Origin of the sequence: Agrobacterium sp. NPDC090283, from assembly GCF_044769685.1 — a bacterium.
Taxonomy (GTDB): Bacteria; Pseudomonadota; Alphaproteobacteria; order Rhizobiales; family Rhizobiaceae; genus Agrobacterium.
The window spans coordinates 155,763-180,429 of record NZ_JBIVYG010000009.1 but is presented as its reverse complement, the minus strand read 5'-3'; the positions used below and the strand labels follow the sequence as shown (position 1 = coordinate 180,429).

Below are 24,667 nucleotides of genomic sequence, written 5' to 3'. Positions count from 1 at the left end.
CATGACGCAAAAACTCGTCATCATCGGCAATGGCATGGCGCCGGGGCGCATGCTGGAAAACCTGTTCGAAACCGCCCCCGGCCTTTACGACGTCACCATTTTCAACGCCGAACCGCGTGTCAATTACGACCGCATCATGCTTTCGCCAGTGCTTTCAGGCGAAAAGACCTATGAGGATATCGTCATCCATAATGACGAATGGTACGCCGCCAACAATGTCACCTTGCACAAGGGCGCGAAGGTCACCGGCATCGACCGGGACAAAAAGACCGTCACCAGCGAAAACGGCATCACGGTTTCCTACGACAAACTGGTGATCGCCACCGGTTCCTCGCCTTTCATCATCCCGGTTCCCGGCCATCAATTGCCTGGTGTGCTCGCCTATCGCGATCTCGACGACGTGACCAGGATGCTCGAGATCGCCGAGGGCAAGGGCCGCGCCATCGTCATCGGCGCCGGTCTTCTCGGGCTGGAAGCGGCCTATGGTCTCAAGCGTCAGGGCATGGATGTCACTGTCATCCACCTGATGCCGACGATTATGGAGCGCCAGCTCGATCCGGCAGCGGCCTATCTCCTCGAAAAAGCGCTCAACGAGCGCGGCATCGATATCATTACCAAGGCCAACACCAAATGCATTCTGGGTGAAGACAAGGTCGAAGGCATCGAGCTGGAAGACGGCCGGGTCATCAAGGGCGATATGGTGGTGATGGCGGTCGGTATTCGCCCCGCCTCGGGCCTTGCCAAGGAGGCAGGCATTGCCGTCAATCGCGGCATCGTCGTGGATGACGGCATGATGACGTCGGACGCGTCGATCTACGCGCTCGGCGAATGCGCCGAACATCGCGGCATGTGCTACGGCCTCGTTGCGCCGCTTTATGAATCGGCACGGGTTCTGGCTGATCGGCTGTGTGGCGGTTCTGCCGAATATCACGGCTCCGTCACCAATACGAAATTGAAGGTCACCGGCATCAACCTGTTTTCCGCCGGCGATTTTGCCGAAGGTGACGACCGCGAGGAAATCGTGCTGCGCGATGCCACCGCCGGTGTCTACAAGCGCCTGATCCTCAAGGAAAACCGCATCATCGGCGCGGTGCTTTACGGCGAGACGGCGGATGGATCGTGGTTCTTCGACCTGATGAAGAAATCGACCGATATTTCCGCCATGCGCGAAACCCTGATCTTCGGCCAGGCCTATCAGGGAGGGTCTCCGCTGGACCCTATGGCGGCCGTTGCAGCCTTGCCGGATGATGCGGAAATCTGCGGCTGCAACGGCGTTTGCAAGGGCAAGATCACCACGGCCATCACCACCAAGGGCCTGACCTCGCTCGACGATGTGCGTGCCCACACCAAGGCTTCCGCCTCCTGCGGCAATTGCACCGGCCTTGTCGAACAGCTGATGACGATAACTCTTGGCGACAGCTATAATCCCGCCGCGGTGCAGCCCATGTGCAAATGCACCGATCTCGGCCATGACGATGTGCGCCGTCTGATCAAGGCCAAGGGGCTGAAGACTATTCCCGCCGTGATGCAGGAGCTGGAATGGAAGACCTCCTGCGGCTGCGCCAAATGTCGGCCGGCACTCAATTATTACCTCGTCTGCGACTGGCCGGATGAATATGCCGATGATTACCAGTCGCGTTATATCAACGAGCGTGTCCACGCCAATATCCAGAAGGACGGCACCTACTCCGTCGTGCCGCGCATGTGGGGAGGCGTCACCTCCTCCTCGGAACTTCGGGCAATTGCCGATGTGGTCGACAAGTTCGAAATCCCGATGGTGAAGGTGACGGGCGGCCAGCGCATCGACCTTCTCGGCATCGAGAAGGAGGATCTGCCGGCCGTCTGGGCCGATCTCGGCAAGGCCGGCTTCATCTCGGGTCAGGCCTATGCCAAGGGCCTGCGGACCGTGAAGACCTGTGTGGGCCAGCAATGGTGCCGCTTCGGCACGCAGGATTCCACGGGGCTTGGCATCCGCATCGAAAAATTCATGTGGGGCTCATGGACGCCGGCCAAGCTGAAGCTTGCCGTTTCCGGCTGTCCGCGCAACTGCGCGGAGGCGACCTGCAAGGATATCGGCGTCATCTGTGTCGATTCCGGTTTCGAGATCCATTTTGCCGGTGCCGCCGGTCTCGATATCAAGGGCACGGAAGTGCTGGGTCTCGTCAAGACCGAAGACGAGGCGCTGGAGCATATCGTGGCGCTGACGCAGATGTATCGCGAACAGGCGCGTTACCTCGAGCGCATTTACAAATGGGCCAAGCGCATCGGCTACGACGAGATCCGCCGCCAGATCATGGACGATGCCGAAAAGCGCCGGGCCTATTTCGACCGCTTCGTCTTCAGCCAGAAATTCGCGCAGGTCGATCCCTGGTCGGAACGTGTGTCCGGTCACGACAAGCACGAATTCAGGCCCATGGCGGCAATCGGTTTCAGCGAGGCAGCGGAGTGAGAACGATGGACAGCAACTGGATCGATATTGGCGATATCGCCGACATTCCGCTGCGGGGCGCGCGCTGCGTGAAGACGCCGATGGGCAAGATCGCCGTGTTCCGCACGGCGGAAAATCAGGTCTTCGCGATTGAGGACCATTGCCCGCACAAGGGCGGGCCGCTCTCTCAGGGCATCGTGCACGGCGCTTCGGTGACGTGTCCGCTGCACAATTGGGTGATTTCGCTCGAAACCGGCAAGGCGCTGGGGGCGGATGAAGGGGAGGTGCGGACCATTCCGGTGCGGAATCTGGATGGGCGGCTTTCGATAGCGCTTGAAACGCTGATGATTGCGGCGGAGTGAATTGCGATGGCGGCGATGGTACCCCCCTCTGCCCTGCCGGGCATCTCCCCCTCAAGGGGGGAGATCGACAAGCGGATGGCTCCCCGCCTCATAGCCGCGGGCCGCGTTGCAAGCTGTGAATTGGTGTCCGTGCCGCAATTGATCTCCCCCCTTGAGGGGGAGATGTCCGGCAGGACAGAGGGGGGTAAGCGCCACGCGCCGAGACAGGGTAACCCCCACCCACTGAGAGGGCAAACCCATGCCCGTTGAAACAAAAACCACCTGTCCCTATTGCGGCGTCGGCTGCGGCGTCATCGCCACCGTCAATGACAATGGTGTCGTTTCCGTCAGGGGCGATCAGGATCACCCCGCCAATTTCGGCCGGCTGTGTTCCAAGGGCTCGGCGCTGGCCGAAACCATCGACCTCGACGGCCGCCTGCTCCACCCCGAAATCGGCGGCAGACGGGCGGCATGGGACGAAGCGCTCGATCTTGTCGCTTCCCGCTTCTCTCAAGCTATTGCCGAACACGGCCCGGATTCGGTCGCCTTTTACGTCTCCGGCCAATTGCTGACGGAGGATTATTACCTCGCCAACAAGCTGATGAAGGGTTTCATCGGCTCGGCCAATATCGATACCAATTCAAGGCTCTGCATGTCGTCATCCGTCGCCGGCCATCGCCGCGCCTTCGGGGCCGATACGGTGCCGGGCACCTATGAGGATATGGAGCTTGCCGATCTGGTGATCCTCACCGGTTCCAATCTCGCCTGGTGTCATCCGGTTCTCTACCAAAGGCTTGCGGCGGCAAAGGCTGCACGGCCGGACATGAAAGTCGTTGTCATCGATCCGCGCCGGACGATGAGCGCCGATATTGCCGATATGCACCTCGCCATCCGGCCGGATGGCGATGTGGCGTTGTTTGCCGGCTTGCTGGCGCATCTTTCCGATAGTCCTGCAATCGATAAGGGTTATGTGGGAAACCATACGGTCGGTTTTGATGCTGCGATGCAGGCAGCAACTGAATACAGCCTGCAGGAGATCGCCGAGGCCAGCGGCCTGACCATCGCCGAACTGGTTTCCTTTTACGAATTGTTCGAACGCACCGAAAAAACCGTCACCTGCTACAGCCAGGGTGTCAACCAGTCGCAAAGCGGCACGGACAAGGTCAACGCGATCATCAATTGCCACCTTGCCACCGGCCGCATCGGCCGGCCGGGCATGGGGCCGTTTTCGCTGACCGGCCAGCCGAACGCCATGGGCGGGCGCGAGGTTGGCGGTCTTGCCAACATGCTGGCCGCCCATATGGCTATCGAAAATGCCGGGGACCGCGACCGCGTGCAGCGCTTCTGGGCCTCACCCGCCATTGCGGAAAAGCCCGGCCTGAAGGCAGTGGATATGTTCCGGGCGGTGGCTGACGGTCGCATCAAGGCGCTGTGGATCATGGCGACCAACCCGGTGGTTTCCATGCCGGATGCCGGTGCCGTCGAGGCGGCCATCAAGGCCTGTCCTTTCGTCGTGGTGTCCGATGTCATGGCTTCTACCGACACGGCCCGCCATGCCCACGTTCTCCTGCCGTCGCTCGGCTGGGGGGAAAAGGACGGCACGGTCACCAATTCCGAACGGCGGATTTCCCGCCAGCGCGGTTTTCTCGATGCTCCGGGTGAAGCGAAGGCCGACTGGTGGCAAATGGCGGAAGTGGGCCGGCGCATGGGCTTCGATGCGGCCTTCGCTTTTGGCCAGGCATCGGAGATTTTTGCCGAACATGCGGCCCTTTCCGGCTTTGAGAATGCGGGCAGCCGCGATTTCGATATCAGCGGCATCGAACGGAATTCCTATGATGCGATGGCACCCTTTCAATGGCCAAAAACCAGCCCCGGCGATGCCGCCGTTACCCGCTTTTTCGCGGATGGGCGGTTTTACCATGCCGATGGCAACGCGCGCTTCATCGCCACTGCCTTGCCGGAGACCGGCAGGACATCGGCGGACTATCCGCTGACGCTGAATACCGGCCGCATCCGCGATCAATGGCACACCATGACCCGTACCGGCAAAAGTGCGCGTCTCACCGCCCATATCGCTGAACCCTTCGCCGAGCTTCACCCGCGTGATGCGCAGGCGCTGGGAATCGGCAGCGCCGATCTGGTGGAGCTGGAAAGTCCCCATGGCAAGGTTCTGCTACGGGCGCTGGTCAGCGAAAGGCAGGCGCGCGGTTCAGTCTTCGCGCCAATGCACTGGAACGACCAGTTCGCCGCGCGGGCGCGTATCGATGTCGTGGTTGCGCCGGTCACGGATCCGCATTCCGGCCAGCCCGCCTCGAAAAACATGGGCGTAAGGGCAAGGCGTTTCGAAGCGAAGGCCTATGGTTTCGCCATCTGCCGCACCCGGCCAAATGCGCCGGATTGTGCCTATTGGGCCACGGCCAAAGCGGATGGCGGTTATCGCATGGAGCTCGCCTTCGAGGAGGAGCCGCAGGACTGGACAGTCTGGGCGCGGCAGGTCTTCGGTATCGATGTCAGGATCGAGCCGCTGGGTTACAGCGACCGGCAGACGGATGACCTGCGCCTGGCCTTTTTCGATGGTGAAACTCTGCTCGCCGCGCTGTTCGTCGCCAATCAGCCCGTGGCTGTCGCCCGTAACTGGGCGATATCGCAGCTTTCGGAACGCCACGAGGATTTGCGCATGCGTTTTGCGCTGGTCGCGGGGCGTCCCGGTGCCGGCCGGGCCGATCCCGGCGCGACGGTCTGCTCCTGCTTTAATGTCGGGGTGAACCAGATCACGGCGGCCATCCGTGATGGCTGCCACAGCGTCGAAGCCATCGGCAAGGCGTTGAATGCCGGAACCAATTGCGGCTCCTGCCGCGCCGAAATCAGGGGAATCATCGATGGATGCCTTAAAACCGCAGCGGAATGAACCGGCCCGCATGGAGAAGCTTGCCAAATTGCCGGTCTTCTGGGGGCTGGAGGGCAAGCGCGTGGTGCTGGCAGGCGGATCGGATGGCGCCGCATGGAAGGCGGAACTGCTGCTGGCCTGCGGGGCGGAACTTCATCTTTATTCCGAAAGAAGCGAGCTTTCGGAAAGCTTTACGGCGCTTGTTGCAAGAAACCCGATGTTGACATGGCATGACCGTTCGTGGGTCCCGGATATTTTCGAAGGCGCGGAGCTGGCGCTGGCGGATTGCGAAACCGATGAGGAAGCCGAAAGATTTTACCATGCGGCGCGGACAGCAGGTGTTCCCGTCAATGTCATCGACAAGCCGGAATTCTGCCAGTTCCAGTTCGGCTCCATCGTCAATCGCTCGCCGGTGGTCGTGTCGATTTCCACCGATGGCGCAGCGCCCATTCTGGCGCAGGCCATTCGCCGCCGCATAGAGACCTTGCTACCGCTTTCGCTGAAGGACTGGGGCGCGCTTGCCCAGACGATCCGTGAGCGTGTCAATCTGCGGCTTGCCGCTGGTGCGGCACGGCGCTCATTCTGGGAAAAATTCGTCGATCGGGCGTTTACCGAAAGGCTGGATGAAAACAGCGAAGTACGGCTGCTTGCGGATATCGGAACACAGGCTGCGCGGGCGGGGTCGGGGCGCGGACTCGTGACGCTTGTGGGTGCCGGGCCGGGCGATGCCGAGCTTCTGACGCTGAAGGCAGTGCGCGCTTTGCAGGCCGCCGATGTCATCCTGTTCGACGATCTCGTTTCAGTCGAGGTACTGGAACTGGCGCGGCGCGAGGCGAAGCGCATGCTGGTTGGCAAGCGCGGCGGCCGGGAAAGCTGCAGGCAGGAAGACATCAACGAGATGATGATCCGCCTCGCCAAGGCAGGCAAACGGGTGGTGCGGTTGAAGTCCGGCGATCCAATGATTTTCGGGCGCGCCGGCGAGGAGATCGCCGCGCTAGAGGCTGAAAATATCCCGGTCGAGATTGTCCCCGGGATTACCGCCGCAAGCGCCATGGCCTCGCGTTTGGGTGTTTCCTTGACCCATCGCGACCATGCCCAGTCGGTTCGTTTTGTCACCGGCCACTCCCGACAGGGAAAGTTGCCGGAGAATATAGACTGGAAATCGCTGTCCGACCCTTCCGTGACCACGGTTTTCTACATGGGTGGGCGCACCGCAGCGGAGATCGAATCGTCCCTGCTTGCCCATGGCATGCCAGCCTTGACGCCGGTTGTCATCATGATTTCTGTCAGTCGCTCAAACGAACAGCGCTGGTGCGGTTCGCTCATGCAACTGGCCGCGGCAGTAGAGAGGCTGGGTGTCAATGAACCCGTGCTCATCGGCATCGGCAACGCATTTGGTGCCGCATCCTCGGCGATGTCAGCCTCCGGCCTGACGATTCAGAAAGCCGGCTAAGTAATAGTGCCAAATGGCTTCATGCGGTTCCCACCCGGCCGGAGGAATTGCATCTCCCTGTTTTCATCCCGCCGCTATCGCTACTGCAAAACCGTCCCTTGACATTGGTTTTTCGTTCGCTCTTCAATAAAACGAAAAAATTGAAAGAGGAGGGAGGGTGAAATGCTGCTCACACCGCGTCAGGATGAAATCGTTGCGCTGGCGAAAGCGAACGGCCGGGTGCTGGTCGATGAGCTGGCGGCGCGGTTCTCGGTCACTCCCCAGACGATCCGCAAGGATTTGAACGACCTCTGCGATACGCGGGTCCTGACCCGCATCCACGGCGGCGCGCTTTTTCCAAGCGGCAATGAAAACGTCAAATACGAGGCTCGCCGCGCCATTGCTTCCTCCGAAAAACAGGCGATCGGTGCGGCCGCTGCCGCGCTCATCCCCAACAACTCATCACTTTTCATCAATATCGGCACGACCACTGAGGCGGTGGGTGAAGCGCTGGCGGACCATCACGAGTTGATGGTCATCACCAACAACATCAATGTTGCCAACAGGTTGAGGGTTTTCCCCGGTATCGAGGTGGTGATTGCCGGTGGTGTCGTGCGCGGCTCCGATGGCGGTATCGTCGGCGAGGCGGCGGTGGATTTCATCCGTCAGTTCAAGGTGGATTTTGCCGTCATCGGCGTTTCGGCCATCGATGAGGATGGCGCTCTGCTGGATTTCGACTTTCGTGAGGTCAAGGTCGCGCAGGCGATTATCTCCAATGCCCGTCACGTCATTCTGGTTTCGGATTCGCTGAAATTCGAACGCACGGCTCCGGTGCGCATCGGCCATCTTTCGCAGGTGCACACTTTCATTACCGATCATTGTCCGGTTGATTCCATCCGCAGCATCTGTGCCGATCATGATGTCCGGCTGATCGAAACCGAGGCCCGCGACGCCTGATCAGGAGATACCGGAATTTCGTTTGACATTCGTTTTATCTTCGAATTAGATGACCATGCTTTCAATATATCGATGAGGAGAGCATCGATGAAAGCGCGGGAGGATGTATGTCTGACGAGGCAATTCACGATATTTTCGTGATCGGCGGCGGGATCAATGGTTGCGGCATCGCCCGCGACGCCGTCGGCAGAGGCTATTCCGTCGCGCTTGCGGAAATGAACGATTTCGCCTCCGGCACCTCATCCGCTGCCACCAAGCTCATCCACGGCGGTTTGCGTTATCTCGAACATTATGAATTTCGTCTGGTGCGCGAAGCGCTGATGGAGCGTGAGGTGCTGTGGGCCATGGCGCCGCACATCATCTGGCCCATGCGTTTCGTACTGCCGTTTCAGAAGGGTGGCGTGCGCCCGGCCTGGCTCGTGCGCCTCGGACTATTTCTCTATGATCATCTCGGCGGCCGCAAGCTTCTGCCCGCGACACGCTCGCTCGATCTGCGCCGCGATCCCGCCGGGAAGCCTTTGAAACCGATTTTTGCCCGCGCCTTCGAATATTCGGATGGCTGGGTGGACGATGCCCGCCTTGTGGTGCTGAATGCCCGCGATGCCGCCAATCGCGGCGCGCTCATCCTCAACCGCACGCAGGTGGTTTCGGCCCGGCGCGAAGGCGCTTTCTGGCGGGTCGAAACGAGAAATGCGGACGGAGACGCCAAGACCTACCGGGCGCGCATGCTGGTGAATGCTGCGGGTCCCTGGGTGGACAAGGTGCTGTCTTCGGCATTCGGCAAAAACAATGTCCATAATGTCCGCCTCGTGCAGGGCAGCCACATCATCGTGCGCAAGAAATTTTCCGATCCGCGAGCCTATTTTTTCCAGAATCCGGACGGGCGGATCATCTTCGCCATTCCCTATGAACAGGACTTTACGCTGATCGGCACGACGGATCGCGACTATACCGCCGACCCCCGGGCTGTTAAGATCAGCGACGAGGAGATCAGCTATCTTTGCAATGCGGCAAGCGAATATTTCGCTGAACCGGTGGAGCCGGCCGATATCGTCTGGACCTATTCCGGCGTGCGCCCGCTGTTCGATGACGGGGCGTCAAAAGCGCAGGAAGCGACCCGCGATTATGTGCTGAAAACCGAGGGGGAGGAGGGCGAAGCGCCGCTTCTCAATATTTTCGGCGGCAAGCTCACCACCTATCGGCGGCTTGCCGAACATGCTCTTGAAAAAATCGGCGATGCGCTGGGTGAAAAGGGCGCGCCATGGACGGCGGGCTCACATTTGCCGGGTGGAAATTTCGGTGCCGAGGCCTACACCGCGGAAGTTTCGGCGCTGCGGTCGCGTTACCCCTTTCTCGAAGAGCGTCATGCGAAGCGGCTTGTGCGCTGCTACGGAACGGATGCCGCGGCGCTGATCGGCAATGCGACGGATGCGGCGGCGCTGGGGCGGTATTTCGGCGGTACGCTCTACGAGGCTGAGGTTCGCTGGCTGATGGCGCGGGAATGGGCGCTGACGGCGGAGGATATTCTGTGGCGCCGCACCAAGCAGGGGCTCTTTTTTACCCCGGAGGAGGTGCGTGCGTTGGAGGACTATATCGGAGACATTGCAGGTGGACGCTTAAGGGCAATCTGACGATCCGGATAAAAGCGGAGGAGGCTTTGGATCACCATGCTTGAATTGCGAAACGTCTCGAAGATGGTTGGCGGTGAATATCATATTCACCCGACCGATCTGACGTTGCAGCGCGGAAGCCTGAACGTCCTGCTTGGACCGACACTTTCGGGCAAGACGACGCTGATGCGGCTGATGGCCGGGCTGGACAAGCCGAGCGCCGGCTCGATCTTTTTCAATGGCGAAGACGTGACGGGCTTTCCGGTGCAGAAGCGTAACGTCGCCATGGTCTATCAGCAGTTCATCAACTATCCGGCGCTGAGCGTCTACGAAAACATCGCTTCGCCCATGCGGGTTGCCGGCAAGGATCAGTCGACCATCGACCGGGAAGTGAGGAAGGCCGCCGAGCTTTTGAAGCTGACGCCCTATCTCGACCGTACGCCGCTCAATCTTTCGGGCGGCCAGCAGCAGCGCACGGCGCTTGCCCGCGCCATCGTCAAGAACGCCAATCTGGTGCTGCTCGATGAGCCGCTCGCCAATCTCGATTACAAGCTGCGCGAGGAATTGCGCGAGGAACTGCCGCGCATCTTCGCCGAGTCAGGTGCGATCTTCGTTTATGCCACCACCGAACCATCAGAGGCGCTGCTTTTGGGCGGCAATACCGCAACGCTCAACGAGGGCAGGGTAACGCAGTTCAGCCGCACCATCGAGGTTTACCGGCGTCCGGTGGATATCGTCACCGCGGAAATTTTTGCAGACCCGCCGCTCAACACCATCGAGGTCATCAAGGCGGGCGGCGCATTCACCCGTGCCGACCAGGCGGTGATTGCGGTGCCGGCGCATCTTGCCGCCGTGCCGGATGGACCTTTAACCATCGCCTTCCAGCCGCATCATCTTTTCCCGCATGCGAAGGGCGAGGCCCGGCAGTCGATCCGGGCGCGGACGCTGATTTCGGAAATCGCCGGATCGGAAAGCTTCGTGCATGTGGAATTTTCCGGCCGGCGCTGGGTCATGCTGGCGCATGGCATTCACGACATCGAGCCGGACAGGGACATAGAGCTGTTTCTCGATACAAAACACCTGATGGCCTTTGACGCGAATGGCCGCGCCATCGGCGAAGCGGCTTGAGGGAGATCGGTCATGGCACGCATCACGCTCGATCACATCCGACACGCCTATAACGCAAAGGCGCAGGCCGCCGGCGACTATGCGCTGAAGGAAGTCCATCACGAATGGGAAGATGGCGGCGCCTATGCGCTGCTCGGCCCTTCCGGCTGTGGCAAGACCACATTGCTCAACATCATTTCCGGGCTGCTGCGGCCGTCCGAAGGTCACATTGCCTTCGATGGAACCGACGTGACCGATTTCGCCACGGAAGACCGCAATATCGCACAGGTATTCCAGTTCCCGGTCGTCTACGACACGATGACGGTTTACGACAATCTGGCCTTTCCGTTGCGCAACCGGCATGTGCCGGAAGCCGAGGTAGACCGTCGGGTGCGGGAAATCCTCGAAATGACCGATCTTTCCGGCATGGCCAAACGTCATGCGCGTGGTCTGACGGCGGATCAGAAACAGAAGATCTCGCTGGCGCGCGGGCTGGTGCGGTCCGATGTCAACGCCATCCTGTTCGACGAGCCGCTGACGGTGATCGATCCGCATATGAAATGGGTGCTGCGCTCGCAGTTGAAGCGGCTGCACCGGCAGTCCGGTTTCACCATGGTTTATGTCACCCATGACCAGACCGAGGCGCTGACCTTCGCCGACAAGGTTGTGGTCATGTATGACGGGCAGATCGTCCAGATCGGCACGCCTGCCGAGCTTTTCGAACGACCGGGACATACATTCGTCGGTTATTTCATCGGCTCGCCGGGCATGAATGTTTTGCCCGCCAGTATCGATGGCGCGACCGCAATGGTCGGCGGCCTTGGCGTGCCGCTGGCCGGTGCGCCAAAGGTTGACGGAGCGCAACGCATCGAGATCGGCATCCGCCCGGAATTTGTCCGGCTGGAACGGGGCGGCATGCCCATCACGGTCGACAAGGTCGAGGATATCGGCCGACAGAAGATCGTGCGTGCCCGGTTCGCCGGCCAGAAACTCGCGATCGTCGTTGCCGAAGACGAGGAAATCCCGGCGGAAGCGGGTGTTCGCTTCGATCCGGCCGCCATCGGCGTTTTCGCCGATTCATGGCGTGTAAAGATGGGGGCCTGACCATGGAAAAGAGCTGGAACAACAAGGCATGGTTCATGGTGCTGCCGGTGCTGGTGCTGGTCGCCTTTTCCGCCGTCATTCCGCTGATGACCGTCGTGAATTATTCGGTGCAGGATACGTTCGGCAATAACCAGTTCTTCTGGGCGGGAACACAATGGTTCGAGGAAATTCTCGCCTCGGACCGTTTCTGGGATGCGCTGGGGCGCAACCTGCTGTTTTCCGGCATCATTCTGGCGATTGAAATTCCGCTCGGCATCTTCATCGCGCTCAAGATGCCGAAATCCGGCATTGGCGTGCCGATCTGCCTCGTCACCATGGCGTTGCCGCTGTTGGTGCCGTGGAACGTCGTCGGCACCATCTGGCAGGTTTTCGGCCGCAGCGATATCGGCCTGCTCGGTTATTACGCCAATCAGCTCGGGCTCGACTACAACTATGTCAATGATCCGATCGATGCGTGGATCACCGTCGTCATCATGGATGTCTGGCACTGGACGAGCCTTGTGGTGCTCCTGTGCTATGCCAGCCTCGTCTCCATTCCGGATGCCTATTATCAGGCAGCCAGGATCGATGGCGCGTCGCGTTTTGCGGTGTTCCGTTACATCCAGCTGCCGAAAATGAAGCGGGTGCTGCTGATCGCTTTCCTGCTGCGCTTCATGGACAGTTTCATGATCTATACCGAGCCTTTCGTCGTCACAGGCGGCGGCCCGGGCAATTCCACCACCTTCCTGTCCATCGATCTCGTGAAGATGGCGCTCGGCCAGTTCGACCTCGGGCCGGCGGCGGCCATGTCGCTGATCTACTTCCTCATCATCCTGCTGCTGTCCTGGGTGTTCTACACCGTCATGACCAGCCACGACGCGGAGACTTGAGACATGAGCGCCTCTGATGTCACCACAAGCGTGGAGCGCAACGGCATCGGCAATTCGCCGGTGAGAGCCGGGGCGGCGGGACGATCCGGCCTTGCCGTCAATGCGCGGCGCCGCCATCACGGGCCGTCGCGTTTTTCCTGGCTGGTGCCGACGATCTATATCCTGCTGCTGCTGGTGCCGATCTACTGGCTCGTCAATATGAGCTTCAAGACGAACACGGAAATCGTGTCATCCATGACGCTTTATCCGCATCAGCCGACGCTGCAGAACTACCGGACGATCTTCACCGATTCATCCTGGTATTCGGGCTACATCAATTCGATCATCTATGTCGTCATGAACATGGTGATCTCGGTGGCGGCAGCGCTGCCGGCGGCCTATGCTTTCTCGCGTTATCGCTTTTTGGGCGACAAGCACCTGTTCTTCTGGCTTTTGACCAACCGCATGGCCCCGCCCGCCGTCTTCGCTCTGCCCTTCTTTCAGCTTTATTCGGCTTTCGGGCTGATCGACACGCATATCGCGGTGGCGCTGGCGCATTGCCTGTTCAACGTGCCGCTGGCGGTGTGGATTCTCGAAGGCTTCATGTCCGGCGTGCCGAAGGAAATCGACGAAACCGCTTATATTGACGGCTATTCCTTCCCGAAATTCTTCGTGAAGATCTTCATGCCGCTCATCGCTTCCGGCATCGGAGTCGCCTGCTTCTTCAGCTTCATGTTCTCGTGGGTCGAACTTCTGATCGCCCGCACGCTGACGACCACGGACGCCAAGCCGATTGCCGCCACGATGACGCGCACCGTTTCGGCCGCCGGCATGGACTGGGGCCTGCTTGCCGCCGCCGGCGTGCTGACCTTGATCCCCGGTGCGCTGGTGATCTGGTTCGTACGCAATTACATCGCCAAGGGCTTCGCGCTGGGGAGGGTTTGACCATGATGCACATGCCCGATTTTTCATGGATGGCGTGGACCTGGCAGACGGCGGCCTTTTTTGGCGCCATCGCGCTGCTGCTCGTCGGCATGTGGTTCTGGGAATATCTCTCGCCCGGCGGCAATCCCCGTTTCGGCCTTCTGCGCTTCGAGACCACGCGCGGCGACAGGCTGTTCATCTCGCTGCTCGGCAGCGCCTTCATTCATCTCGCATGGCTCGGGCTGGTTGGCCCGAACCTGTGGTGGGCTCTCGCTCTATCCTTGGTCTACGCCATCGGCGTTTTCCGTTTTGTCTAGAGCAGGAAAATGGTGCGGCGGAGGAAAACCGCACCCGCAGACTTCATGCAATCGCAAACCCCTGGGAGGACTGATATGCGACGGCATCTGATGACGACGATGGCGGCCATGCTGCTGGCAATGACGGGTTCCGCTTTCGCCGGAATGGAGGAAGCAAAGCAGTTTCTGGACAAGGAAATCGGCGATCTCTCGTCGCTTTCGCGTGGCGATCAGGAAAAGGAGCTGCAATGGTTTGTCGATGCCGCGAAACCCTTCGCGGGCATGGAAATCAAGGTCGTTTCCGAATCTCTGACGACCCATGAATATGAATCCAAGGTTCTGGCTCCGGCCTTCACCGCCATTACCGGCATCAAGGTCACGCACGACCTGATCCAGGAAGGTGACGTCGTCGAAAAAATCCAGACCCAGATGCAGACCGGCCAGAACCTTTATGACGGCTGGGTCAACGATAGCGACCTCATCGGCACGCATTGGCGCTACCAGCAGGTGCGCAACCTCACAGACTTCATGGCCAATGAGGGCAAGGACGTCACCAATCCCGGCCTCGATCTCAAGGACTTCATCGGCAGCGCCTTTACAACCGCGCCGGACAAGAAGCTCTACCAGCTTCCCGACCAGCAGTTCGCGAACCTCTACTGGTTCCGTTACGACTGGTTCAACAACGAAAAGAACAAGGCCGATTTCAAGGCAAAATACGGTTATGACCTCGGCGTGCCGGTCAACTGGTCGGCCTATGAGGATATTGCCGAATTCTTCACCGGTCGCGATGTCGACGGCAAGAAGGTCTTCGGCCATATGGACTACGGCAAGAAGGATCCGTCGCTCGGCTGGCGCTTTACCGATGCCTGGCTCTCCATGGCCGGCAACGGCGACAAGGGCCTGCCGAACGGTCTGCCGGTCGATGAATGGGGCATCAAGGTCAACGACAAGTCGCAGCCGGTCGGCTCCTGCGTGGCGCGCGGCGGCGATACCAACGGCCCGGCTTCGGTGTATTCCATCGAGAAATATCTCGAATGGCTGAAGAAATATGCGCCGCCGGAAGCGCAGGGCATGACCTTCTCCGAATCCGGTCCGGTGCCGGCGCAGGGCAATATCGCCCAGCAGATCTTCTGGTACACGGCCTTTACCGCCGATATGGCCAAGCCCGGCCTGCCTGTTGTGAACGAGGACGGTTCGCCGAAATGGCGCGTCGCACCTTCGCCGCACGGCGTCTACTGGAAGGACGGCATGAAGCTCGGTTATCAGGACGTGGGTTCGTGGACGTTGATGAAATCCACCCCCGACGACCGCGCCAAGGCCGCCTGGCTCTACGCACAGTTCGTGACCTCCAAGACCGTGGATGTGAAGAAGAGCCATGTGGGTCTCACCTTCATTCGCGACACCACCATCCACCATAAGAGCTTCACGGATCGGGCGTCCAAACTCGGCGGTCTCATCGAGTTCTATCGTTCACCGGCCCGCGTGCAATGGTCGCCGACCGGCACCAACGTTCCTGATTATCCGAAGCTGGCGCAGCTGTGGTGGCAGGCGATCGGCGATGCTTCATCGGGTGCAAAAACCGCGCAAGCCGCGATGGACTCCCTTTGCGCCGAGCAGGAAAAGGTCATGAGCCGTCTGGAACGCGCCGGCGTTCAGGGTGATATCGGCCCGAAACTGGCGGAAGAGCACGATATCGAATACTGGAACAAGGATGCCGTTTCGAAGGGCAATTTGGCGCCGCAGCTGAAGATTGCCAACGAAAAGGAAAAGCCGGTCACCGTCAATTACGACGAACTGGTCAAAAGCTGGCAGAAGTGATGTCTGCGTAAAATCTGAAACCGGGGCGGCTTGCCGCCCCGGTCATTGCGTCTGAAAGGGAGTGGCATGATGGGCGGTTATATTCTGGCGATCGATCAGGGAACGACGTCGACACGGTCGATGGTCTTTGATCGCGACATGCGGGTTATCGGTGTCGGTCAGCGAGAATTTCCGCAACATTTCCCGGCCTCCGGCTGGGTCGAACACGATGCCGAGGATATCTGGAAAAGCGTGCTCGAAACCATCCGGCTGGCACTTGCCGATGCCGGCATCGCCGCCTCCGATATCGAGGCCATCGGCATCACCAATCAGCGCGAAACGACTGTGTTGTGGGACCGCAACACGGGCGAGGCGGTGCACCGCGCCGTTGTCTGGCAGGATCGGCGCGCCGCGCCGATTTGCGAGGATTTGAAAAGAAGGGGGCTCGAGCCGCTTTTTTCGAAAAAGACCGGACTGCTGCTCGATCCCTACTTTTCCGGCACGAAGCTGAAATGGCTTCTCGATAGCGTCAGCGGCCTTCGCGAAAAGGCGGTGAAGGGAGACATCTGCTTCGGCACCGTCGACAGTTTCCTGATCTACCGCCTCACCGGCGGCCGGCGCCATGTGACCGATGCCACCAACGCCTCGCGCACGTTGATCTACAATATCGAAGACAATGCCTGGGATGACGAACTCCTGTCCATCCTCGACATTCCCCGCGCCATGTTGCCGGAAGTGCTGGATTGCGCCGCCGATTTCGGCGTGACGGACAAATCGCTGCTGGGCGCGGAAATTCCGATCCTTGGTGTTGCCGGCGACCAGCAGGCGGCGGTGATCGGCAATGCCTGCTTCGAGCCGGGCATGATGAAATCCACCTATGGCACCGGTTGTTTTGCCCTGCTCAACACCGGCACCGACCGGGTGGCCTCCACCAACCGGCTGCTGACGACAATTGCTTATCGTCTCGATGGCGTGACGACCTATGCGCTCGAAGGCTCGATCTTCATTGCCGGCGCCGCCGTGCAATGGCTGCGTGACGAGCTTGGTTTCATCTCGGTTGCGTCCGAAGTCAGCGCGCTTGCCGAAAAGGCCGATCCCAGGCAGCGTGTTTATCTCGTGCCGGCCTTTACCGGTCTTGGCGCGCCCTATTGGGATGCCGAGGCGCGCGGCGCGATCTTCGGCCTGACGCGCGGCACCGGCCCTGCGGAATTCGCGCGCGCGGCGCTGGAAAGCGTTGCCTACCAGACCTTCGATCTTCTGGATGCCATGCGCAAGGACTGGGCGGGTGACAATGGCAAGACGGTGCTGAGGGTGGATGGTGGCATGGTCGCTTCCGATTGGACCATGCAGCGACTGGCGGACATTCTCGCGGCACCGGTCGACCGGCCGGTCTTTCTGGAAACGACTATTCTCGGTGCGGCCTGGCTTGCGGCTTCCCGCGCCGGCATCTGGCCGGACCGCAAGGCCTTTGCCGACCATTGGCGGCGTGACCGCCGCTTCAGCCCGGAGATGGAAGAGGGCGAGCGAAAGAACGCCATCGCCGGCTGGCGCGACAGTGTCGGCCGCTGCCTCTCGAAGCGGGAAAACTGAGCATTTCCAGTAAAACTGCGTAGCGGTTTTACGTCCGGACAATGCGCAGGGAAATCTATACGAAGCTGCCGGGTGCGATGCTCTTGCTCGATACGAGATCGGAAAGGGCGCGCACCAGCTTCGTATCCGTACCCTTGCTCGGCTGAAGCACGAATTCCACATCTTCCAGAGCTGGCAGCACATCCGCTGCAATTTCCTTGAGACCGGCGGGTGCCATGCTGCGGGGTTGCACCAGAATGCCCATGCCCGCCCTTGCCGCAGCGGTAAGTCCACTCAGGCTGCCGCAGGTGCAGACGATCCGCCATGCGAGACCGGCCCGATCCAGTGCTTCCTGCGCCGCCTTTCTGGTAATGCTCGGCGGCGGAAAGGCAATCAGCGGCAGGGCATCTGGCTGATTGAGCATGCGTTCGGGGTCGCGCGCCAGCCAGACGAGCGGTTCGCGGTAGAGGAAATGGCCGAGCTTGTCGCCAAGACGGCGTTTGGCCAGCACCACGTCCAGCTCGCCATTATCCTGCATCTGGTAAAGCACGCCGCTCAGCGAAACGGTCAGTTCAAGGTCCACCAGGGGATAGAGGCGGATGAATTCCTCCAGAATGGCCGTCAGCCGGCTGGCGACGAAATCTTCCGACACGCCGAGCCGCAGTCGGCCACGCAGACGGTTTTCGCTGAAGAGCGATGAAACCTTGCTGTCGATGTCAAGCATGTTGCGGGCGTAACCCAAAAGCGCCTCACCCTCACCGGTCAGTTTTACCTGATGGGTGCTGCGTGCGATCAGTCGACGGCCAAGGGCTGCCTCAAGCCTTTGAATATGCTGGCTGACAGTGGATTGGCCAATGCCCAGCCGTTCGGCAGCCAGCGTGAAGCTGCCGGTCTGCTGAAGCATCACGAAGCTGGCAAGATGTTGAAGGTTCAGCATTATCTCAAATCATGATAACTGTTAATCTTTGCATCCGAAATCATGATGAGCGATAGTAGCGCGCGTTTCAAGCAAAACCGATGCCGGAAAGACCTCCCATGACCCGTTTCCTACCTGATCGCTTCACCATGATGCTGGTGGCCACCGTGATTTTGGCCTCCATTTTGCCGATCAGCGGTCAGCCGGCGGAGTATTTCGGGCTGGCGACAAAACTCGCGATCGCTTTGCTGTTCTTCCTGCACGGCGCGCGGCTTTCGCGGGATGTGGTGATTGCCGGTATCCTGCACTGGCGCCTGCATCTGGCGATCCTTCTCGTCACCTTCGGCCTGTTCCCTCTGCTCGGCGTGGCGATTGGTTTCATTCCCGAGAATATTCTGCCTGCCCCGCTTTATATGGGTGTGTTGTTTCTCTGCGTGCTACCATCCACCGTGCAGTCCTCCATCGCCTTCACCTCGATGGCGGGCGGAAATGTGCCGGCTGCGATCTGTTCGGCCTCCGCATCGAATATTTTCGGCATGTTCCTGACCCCGCTTCTGGTCGGCCTGCTGTTCACGGTGGGAGGTCATGGCGGTGGATTTTCGCTGGATGCTTTCCTGCAGATATTCCTGCAGCTGCTTCTGCCCTTCATCGTCGGTCAGGTGCTGCAGCCGTGGATCGGTGACTGGATCAGGGCGCGCAAGAAATTGCTGGCCCCGGTCGATCGCGGCTCCATCCTGATGGTCGTTTATCTCGCTTTTTCCGATGCGGTCATCGAAGGCATCTGGCACACGTTTTCGCTCAGGGATATCGGCGTGGTCATCGTCATCAATATCCTGCTGCTGGCGCTCGTTCTGTGCGTGACGATGTTCGGCAGCCGCTTGCTGGGTTTCGACAAGGCCGATGAAATCACCATCACCTTCTGCGGCTCGAAAAAGAGCCTTGCCAGCGGCGTGCCTATGGCGGGCGCCATCTTCGCGGGCCAGAGCATCGGCGCAATCGTCCTGCCGATCATGCTTTTCCATCAGATTCAGCTGATGGTCTGTGCGGTTCTGGCCCAGCGTTACGCCCGCAAGGCTCATGAAAAGGCAGCAACAGCGGAAACGGCCGCCGCAGAAGGCGCGGCGGTTTCGACGCGCTGACGCACGCAGGTCCCCAAATAAAAACGGCCCCGCAAGGGGGCCGTTCGTTTTGCATGTGAGAAAAGTTTAGTTGACCTGTGCCGGCGCAATCTGGGCTTCAATGGTCTTCGGCGCTTCGGCGCTGTCAGACGAGATCGCAATTCGGCGTGGCTTCATGGCTTCCGGAATATTGCGGACGAGATCGATGTGAAGCAGGCCGTTCTTCAGCGAAGCGGTCTGGACTTCGACATGATCGGCAAGCTGGAAGCGGCGTTCAAAGGCGCGCGTGGCGATACCGCGATACAGGAATTCGCCTTCGGTCGTTTTTTCGTCCGTGGCCTTCTCGGCCTTCACCGTCAGCGCATTGGCGCGGGATTCGATGCTGAGTTCGGTTTCATCGAAACCGGCAACGGCCATGGTGATCCGATAGGTGTTTTCACCTGTTCGTTCGATATTGTAGGGCGGATAGGACTGGGCCTGTTCGGGCTGGCCGAGGCCGTCGAGCATCGAAAAAAGACGGTCGAAGCCGACGGTGGAACGATAGAGGGGGGAAAAATCAACGTGACGCATGGTGTCCTCCTTAAGAAGCGACTGTTTGCGGTTAAGCCCGGCGTCCCGTTCTGGCGACGGCCGGACATATGGCGCGGTCCCGTTCTGGCGACCGCATGAATGAGATGGGAATGGCTTGCCGCCGCGTCAAGGGGCGCGAAAAGGCGAAAGCAACATGAACCATGGCTGAACGTCAGGTTCCGGCATCGTTCAGTTTGCGAGCCATAAAACATCGGTCATCGGAGATATTCTCCGTGGACAGAAGCAATAACGTCCCTTCTTCTTCTGTCTTATTCGCCGGAACCGCGACTGCTTTAACCGACGGTTCCGGCAATTTTTTCTTTGACCTTCCCGCGCCGCCGACCTATCCCGAAAAGGCAGAAAAGCCGGAAAAGACCGATGATCGAAGCCACATTGCGCGCCAGCGAAGACAACCCGGTTCCCGGCAACCATACCGTCGGATATTTTACCGGCGATCGCGGTAAACAGCTTCGATACGCTATCTTTCGTTCCAGCCGCCAGGTGGCCCGCGGAACGGTGGTTCTGCTGCATGGCAGGAACGAATGTATCGAGAAATATTTCGAAACGGTCGGTGACCTTACCGCCATGGGTTTCTGGGTTGCGACCTTCGATACGCGCGGGCAGGGCGGCTCCGAAAGATTGCTGAAAAAACCGGGTGCCGGGCATGTGCGACGGTTTTCCGACTATCAGCATGATATCAGCCTTTTTCTTGAGCAGGTGGTGTTGCCGGATACGCGGCTGCCATTCTTCATGATCGCGCATTCCACCGGCGCGCTTGCAGCCCTTGCCGCCGCCCCCGGCCTGTCGAACCGGATCGACCGTCTGGCGCTTTGTTCGCCCTTTATCGAGCTGGACAGCCAGCAATCCGTCCCCTCATCCGTCATCCGGCTGGTGGCCACGGCTCTAAGCCTCGTTGGCCTTGGACGGGTTCAGCTCGGCAAGGATCAGCGGGAGCGGGATTTCGACGGCAATCCGCTCACCTCGGATGCCAAGCGTTTTGCAAGAAATCTCTCACTGCACAGGCAATTTCCGGAACTTTTCATCGGTGCGCCGACGGCGCGCTGGGTCTATGAGGCGCTGAAGACCATGGGGCGGGTAGTCCGTCAGGACCATCTGACTGATATCACCATTCCGACCCTCATTCTGGCGCCGATGCTGGATACCATCACGCCCTATAAGGCGCAGGAAGAACTCTCACGCAATTTCCGGGCAGCGCAACTTCTTCCGATCACCGGAGCGCGCCATGAATTGCTGCATGAGCGTGATGTTTTCCGCAAACAGGCGCTGGCGGCCATCGACGCTTTTTTTGCGCCGGAGTGATGGCCACTCAAGCGGGTTGCCTAGAGCTTCGAGAGAATGGCGAGGGCCTGTTCGTGTACCGCCTTTGAGCCGGCCGCGAGAATGCGGCCACCATTTTCCGGACGTCCGCCATCCCAGGTGGTCATGATGCCGCCAGCCTGTTCGATCACGGGAATCAATGCGCCAACATCATAGGGCTTCAGGCCGGATTCAATCACCAGATCGACATGGCCAGCCGCAAGCAGGCAATAGGCGTAACAATCCACGCCGTAGCGGAAAAGGCGGACCTGATCCTGCACTTTTTCGTAACAGGGCTTTTCCTCCGCAGTGAAGATGTGGGGGCTGGTGGTGAACATCACGGCATCCGATAACGAAGCACAGTCGCGCGTGCGTATTTTCCGCTCGCCATCCGGCCCGAAATACCAGGCTGCTTCGCCATCGGCGAAATAACGCTCTTTGGTGAAGGGCTGGTCCATGATGCCCATAGTGGCCCGGCCGGCCGACTGAAAACCAATCAGCGTGCCCCAGACCGGCACGCCGGAAATGAAGGCGCGGGTGCCGTCAATCGGGTCTATGACCCAGATATGGTCACGGTCGAGGCCGATATTGCCGTGTTCTTCGCCCAGAATGCCATGCTGCGGAAAACGTTCTTCGATAAGCGCGCGAATGGCGGTTTCCGCTGCCTGATCGCCTTCCGTCACCGGATCGTAGCCACCATCCTGTTTATTGGTGACGGCAATACCCGTGCGGAAGCGGGGAAGCGTTTCAGCGCTGGCGGCATCGGCAAGTTTGAAGAAGAAATCCCGGTCGGGCAGCATGCGAAACCTCATTGCCTGAATATTGGGTCTGAATTCTGTGGCGCAATGCATAGACCGGAATCACATCCGCCGTCCACTCATACGGTTAAGGGGGTCGGCGTTTCCATATTTTCAGCATAAGCCTAAAAAATATGCATAAAATAAAATGATTGACAATTGTGCACTTACTGCGTAGCGTGATTCTACAGTCTTTGACTGTAAATACCCTCCTTGGGTGTTTCCTCCCTAGACTTGACCGCGCCAAGGCGCGGTTTTTTTTGTCCGGCGGGCCGCCAGATGATCTTGGGTAAAGGTTGAAAGAGCGGGTAATTCGAGCCGTTATTCGGCAGCGAGCGACGTTTCTATCGCGTATTCGGAAACGAAGGCGCCGAGCTGGCGCATGAAGATTTCAAGCGATGCCTGTATGGCGGGAAAATCGGCTTTTTTCAAAAGCGTCTTTTCATCCACGTAAAGCGCCCGGTTGACTTCGATCTGCAGCGCATGGAGAGAGCGGATGGGCCGGCCATAATGTTCGGTGATGAAGCCGCCGGCATAGGGTTTGTTGCAGACCGCGATGAAACCCAGTTCCTCAAGAAAATGCAGGGCGGCGCGGGAGACTTCCTGGGATGCGCTGGTGCCATAGCGATCACCGATAATCACATCCGGCCGCAGATTAGAGCCGGCAACGCGGATATTGCCCGGCATGGAATGGCAATCGATCAGCACCGCCATTCCGAAATTGGCGTGGGTGCGGGATAAAAGGCGGCGCAGGCAGGCATGATAGGGCTTGTAGATCGTCTCGATCCGCGAAAGCGCCTCGTCGACCGGCAGACGGTGGGCATAGATATCCATATTCTCGGCGACGATGCGCGGCACGGTTCCGAGACCGCCGGCGACCCGCATGGAGCCGATATTGGCATAAGGCGGAAGCGTGCCTTCGAACATGCGGGGATCGAGTTCGTAGGGCTCGCGATTGACGTCCAGATAGGCGCGCGGAAAATTCGCTTTCAGAAGCGGCGCGCCGATCTCCGGTGCTGCCGCGAACAGCTCGTCGACGAAGTGATCTTCCGAGCGGCGAATCTCATGCGAATCGAGTCGCGCCGATTCCAGGAAGGAAATGGGGTAGCAGCGGCCGCTATGGGGGGAATTATAGACGAATGGCAGGGTTTGAACGGCAGGTTCCGTTACTTCAAACAGCTCATATTCACCCGTTACCCAGTCCATTCAGTGCCATTTACCATGTCGCAAACAATCGGGATGTTCATGTTGCCAGTTACGGTGCGGCAAGTCCATACTATCGCCCAAGCAGCGCTATACCGATTCACACGTTCACAGGATATTTACCGTGAAAATCCTATAATCGGGCTAGGGTATTCCAAACATTGAGCAGTTACGGTCACTTATGATGAATCAGAAAATTCTTCTCGCTGAAGACGACAACGATATGCGCCGCTTCCTCGTCAAGGCGCTGGAAAAAGCCGGTTACAAGGTTTCTTCCTTCGATAATGGCGCAAGCGCCTATGACCGGCTTCGCGAAGAACCATTTTCGCTGCTGCTGACCGATATTGTCATGCCCGAAATGGATGGCATCGAACTTGCGCGGCGCGCGACCGAACTCGATCCCGACCTCAAGGTGATGTTCATCACCGGCTTTGCAGCCGTTGCACTGAACGCCGATTCGAAGGCTCCGAAGGACGCCAAGGTGCTTTCCAAGCCGTTCCATCTGCGCGATCTGGTGGATGAGGTCAACAAACTCCTTGTGGCGTAAGGCCTCTCAAAAAACCTTCACAAAACCGAAAAAAAGCAGTTGACGCATGAACCGGTTTTGTGGTCTATCCGCCGCCACGGAGGGCGTGTAGCTCAGCGGGAGAGCACTACGTTGACATCGTAGGGGTCACAGGTTCAATCCCTGTCACGCCCACCATCCGAATTTTGAGTATCAAGGCCTTGCAAGATATTGCAGGGCCTTTTTACATTTTGGCCTTTGGATTTGGCGGGTCTGCCGAAAATGTTTTCCCGAACATGCGATCCAGCACCTGCGTGACTTGCCACCATCAAGCCGTCCCGAATATTTCGCTTATGGCCGGATGAAGCATGGCTATCCATGTCACTGCGGTGCGGCCTGCGAGCCGGATACAATTCCCCAAAAACCGGAAAAGTTCTGAGATAAAGGGCGATCTAAATGCCGGTTATGCAACAATAAATTACAAAATCCTCATTGCCTGTCACGCCTTCCGAAGCTTAGATTTTATCGGGGGGGGGGGGTAGAAATGAGAGAGCAATGTCGAACCTGGGTAGCCTCATATCCCTTGTTGTCCTCGCAATGGGAATTTTCGTCTTTTATCGGTGGATGTCGGATGACGTCAGCAGGGAAGACAGCAACTCGGAGTCGAGATGGTGAGTTTTTCGGTCACGACAGATACCGCAATATCCGAGATAAGAAACCGGGTGACAAAAATCATCGGCGAGCAGCTCGGAATAGCGGATGATAAAATAATCGATACGGCGAATTTTTCCGAAGATCTGAATGCGGATTCGCTTGAGGTCGTTCAGATCGTCATGGAGATCGAAGAGGAATTTGGCATCGAAATTCCCGATGCCGCCGCAGACAGTCTTTCCACTGTCGGTGATGCCATTCGCTTCATTCAGCTGGCAACGACTTAGTCC

At 59.1% G+C, this 24,667-nt stretch carries 21 protein-coding genes and 1 tRNA gene; 18 read left to right on the top strand and 4 right to left on the bottom strand.

Translation table 11 applies throughout. The annotated features are described in order from the left end of the window. Position 1 precedes the first annotated feature (1 nt). The 13 genes from nirB (at position 2) to glpK (ending at position 17,321) form a co-directional block, all read left to right on the top strand. Positions 2-2,449, top strand: coding sequence for a nitrite reductase large subunit NirB (nirB, locus tag ACIQUH_RS15335; protein WP_400816513.1), 2,448 nt, complete (start codon positions 2-4; stop codon positions 2,447-2,449). Positions 2,450-2,454: 5 nt separating this feature from the next. Continuing rightward, positions 2,455-2,790 carry a nitrite reductase small subunit NirD gene (gene nirD / locus ACIQUH_RS15330; protein ID WP_400816511.1) on the top strand — a complete coding sequence of 112 codons (336 nt, stop codon included), beginning with the start codon at positions 2,455-2,457 and terminating at the stop codon, positions 2,788-2,790. Positions 2,791-3,028: 238 nt separating this feature from the next. Beyond that, positions 3,029-5,677, top strand: coding sequence for a molybdopterin-dependent oxidoreductase (locus ACIQUH_RS15325; RefSeq protein ID WP_400816509.1), 2,649 nt, complete (start codon positions 3,029-3,031; stop codon positions 5,675-5,677). Then, positions 5,649-7,109 (top strand): siroheme synthase CysG, encoded by a 1,461-nt coding sequence (gene cysG, locus ACIQUH_RS15320; RefSeq protein ID WP_400816507.1) that lies wholly within the window; start codon positions 5,649-5,651, stop codon positions 7,107-7,109. The genes ACIQUH_RS15325 and cysG overlap by 29 nt, the downstream gene beginning before the upstream one ends. A 162-nt stretch (positions 7,110-7,271) precedes the next feature. Beyond that, positions 7,272-8,045: a DeoR/GlpR family DNA-binding transcription regulator gene (locus tag ACIQUH_RS15315; protein WP_400816505.1), complete on the top strand. Its 774-nt coding sequence runs from the start codon at positions 7,272-7,274 to the stop codon at positions 8,043-8,045. A 107-nt stretch (positions 8,046-8,152) separates the two neighbouring features. Further along, positions 8,153-9,676 (top strand): glycerol-3-phosphate dehydrogenase, encoded by a 1,524-nt coding sequence (locus tag ACIQUH_RS15310; RefSeq protein WP_400816503.1) that lies wholly within the window; start codon positions 8,153-8,155, stop codon positions 9,674-9,676. 36 nt (positions 9,677-9,712) lie between these two features. Then, positions 9,713-10,783: an ABC transporter ATP-binding protein gene (locus ACIQUH_RS15305; RefSeq protein ID WP_400816501.1), complete on the top strand. Its 1,071-nt coding sequence runs from the start codon at positions 9,713-9,715 to the stop codon at positions 10,781-10,783. A 12-nt stretch (positions 10,784-10,795) separates the two neighbouring features. Beyond that, entirely contained in the window at positions 10,796-11,866 is a 1,071-nt protein-coding gene (locus ACIQUH_RS15300) for an ABC transporter ATP-binding protein (RefSeq protein ID WP_400816499.1), read from the top strand. A gap of 2 nt (positions 11,867-11,868) precedes the next feature. Next, entirely contained in the window at positions 11,869-12,735 is an 867-nt protein-coding gene (locus ACIQUH_RS15295; protein WP_400816497.1) for a carbohydrate ABC transporter permease, read from the top strand. A gap of 3 nt (positions 12,736-12,738) precedes the next feature. Further along, complete coding sequence (locus ACIQUH_RS15290) at positions 12,739-13,659, top strand: carbohydrate ABC transporter permease (RefSeq protein ID WP_400816495.1); 921 nt, start codon at positions 12,739-12,741, stop codon at positions 13,657-13,659. A 2-nt stretch (positions 13,660-13,661) separates the two neighbouring features. Then, on the top strand, positions 13,662-13,955 hold the full coding sequence (locus tag ACIQUH_RS15285) for a DUF2160 domain-containing protein (RefSeq protein WP_400816493.1): 294 nt from the start codon (positions 13,662-13,664) through the stop codon (positions 13,953-13,955). Between the two features lie 75 nt (positions 13,956-14,030). Further along, complete coding sequence (locus ACIQUH_RS15280; protein WP_400816491.1) at positions 14,031-15,752, top strand: extracellular solute-binding protein; 1,722 nt, start codon at positions 14,031-14,033, stop codon at positions 15,750-15,752. 69 nt (positions 15,753-15,821) lie between these two features. Then, complete coding sequence (glpK, locus tag ACIQUH_RS15275; protein WP_400816593.1) at positions 15,822-17,321, top strand: glycerol kinase GlpK; 1,500 nt, start codon at positions 15,822-15,824, stop codon at positions 17,319-17,321. Positions 17,322-17,376: 55 nt separating this feature from the next. Here the strand turns inward: glpK and ACIQUH_RS15270 are convergent, their stop codons facing one another. After that, a complete protein-coding gene (locus ACIQUH_RS15270) occupies positions 17,377-18,237 on the bottom strand; it encodes a LysR family transcriptional regulator (RefSeq protein WP_400816489.1) in 861 nt (286 codons plus the stop codon). A 98-nt stretch (positions 18,238-18,335) separates the two neighbouring features. On the opposite strand from ACIQUH_RS15270, the gene ACIQUH_RS15265 reads away from it, so the two are divergent. Next, the gene (locus tag ACIQUH_RS15265; protein ID WP_400816487.1) at positions 18,336-19,355 is read left to right on the top strand and encodes a bile acid:sodium symporter family protein; all 1,020 of its coding nucleotides are present in this window, start codon (positions 18,336-18,338) and stop codon (positions 19,353-19,355) included. Between the two features lie 66 nt (positions 19,356-19,421). On the opposite strand, the gene hspL is transcribed toward ACIQUH_RS15265, so the two are convergent. Continuing rightward, positions 19,422-19,904 carry a heat shock protein HspL gene (hspL, locus tag ACIQUH_RS15260; RefSeq protein ID WP_400816485.1) on the bottom strand — a complete coding sequence of 161 codons (483 nt, stop codon included), beginning with the start codon at positions 19,902-19,904 and terminating at the stop codon, positions 19,422-19,424. 378 nt (positions 19,905-20,282) lie between these two features. Between hspL and ACIQUH_RS15255 the strand changes: the two genes are divergently transcribed. Then, positions 20,283-21,224 (top strand): alpha/beta fold hydrolase, encoded by a 942-nt coding sequence (locus tag ACIQUH_RS15255; protein ID WP_400816483.1) that lies wholly within the window; start codon positions 20,283-20,285, stop codon positions 21,222-21,224. A 20-nt stretch (positions 21,225-21,244) separates the two neighbouring features. Here ACIQUH_RS15255 and hisN read toward each other — a convergent pair whose 3' ends face one another. Beyond that, on the bottom strand, positions 21,245-22,021 hold the full coding sequence (hisN, locus tag ACIQUH_RS15250) for a histidinol-phosphatase (protein WP_400816481.1): 777 nt from the start codon (positions 22,019-22,021) through the stop codon (positions 21,245-21,247). A 318-nt stretch (positions 22,022-22,339) separates the two neighbouring features. After that, on the bottom strand, positions 22,340-23,224 hold the full coding sequence (locus tag ACIQUH_RS15245; RefSeq protein WP_400816479.1) for an N-formylglutamate amidohydrolase: 885 nt from the start codon (positions 23,222-23,224) through the stop codon (positions 22,340-22,342). Between the two features lie 181 nt (positions 23,225-23,405). On the opposite strand from ACIQUH_RS15245, the gene cpdR reads away from it, so the two are divergent. The 3 genes from cpdR (at position 23,406) to ACIQUH_RS15230 (ending at position 24,664) form a co-directional block, all read left to right on the top strand. Continuing rightward, the gene (gene cpdR / locus ACIQUH_RS15240; RefSeq protein WP_003497910.1) at positions 23,406-23,768 is read left to right on the top strand and encodes a cell cycle two-component system response regulator CpdR; all 363 of its coding nucleotides are present in this window, start codon (positions 23,406-23,408) and stop codon (positions 23,766-23,768) included. An 81-nt stretch (positions 23,769-23,849) separates the two neighbouring features. Next, a tRNA-Val gene (locus ACIQUH_RS15235) sits at positions 23,850-23,924 on the top strand. Positions 23,925-24,427: 503 nt separating this feature from the next. Beyond that, complete coding sequence (locus ACIQUH_RS15230) at positions 24,428-24,664, top strand: acyl carrier protein (protein WP_400816590.1); 237 nt, start codon at positions 24,428-24,430, stop codon at positions 24,662-24,664. Positions 24,665-24,667 lie beyond the last annotated feature (3 nt).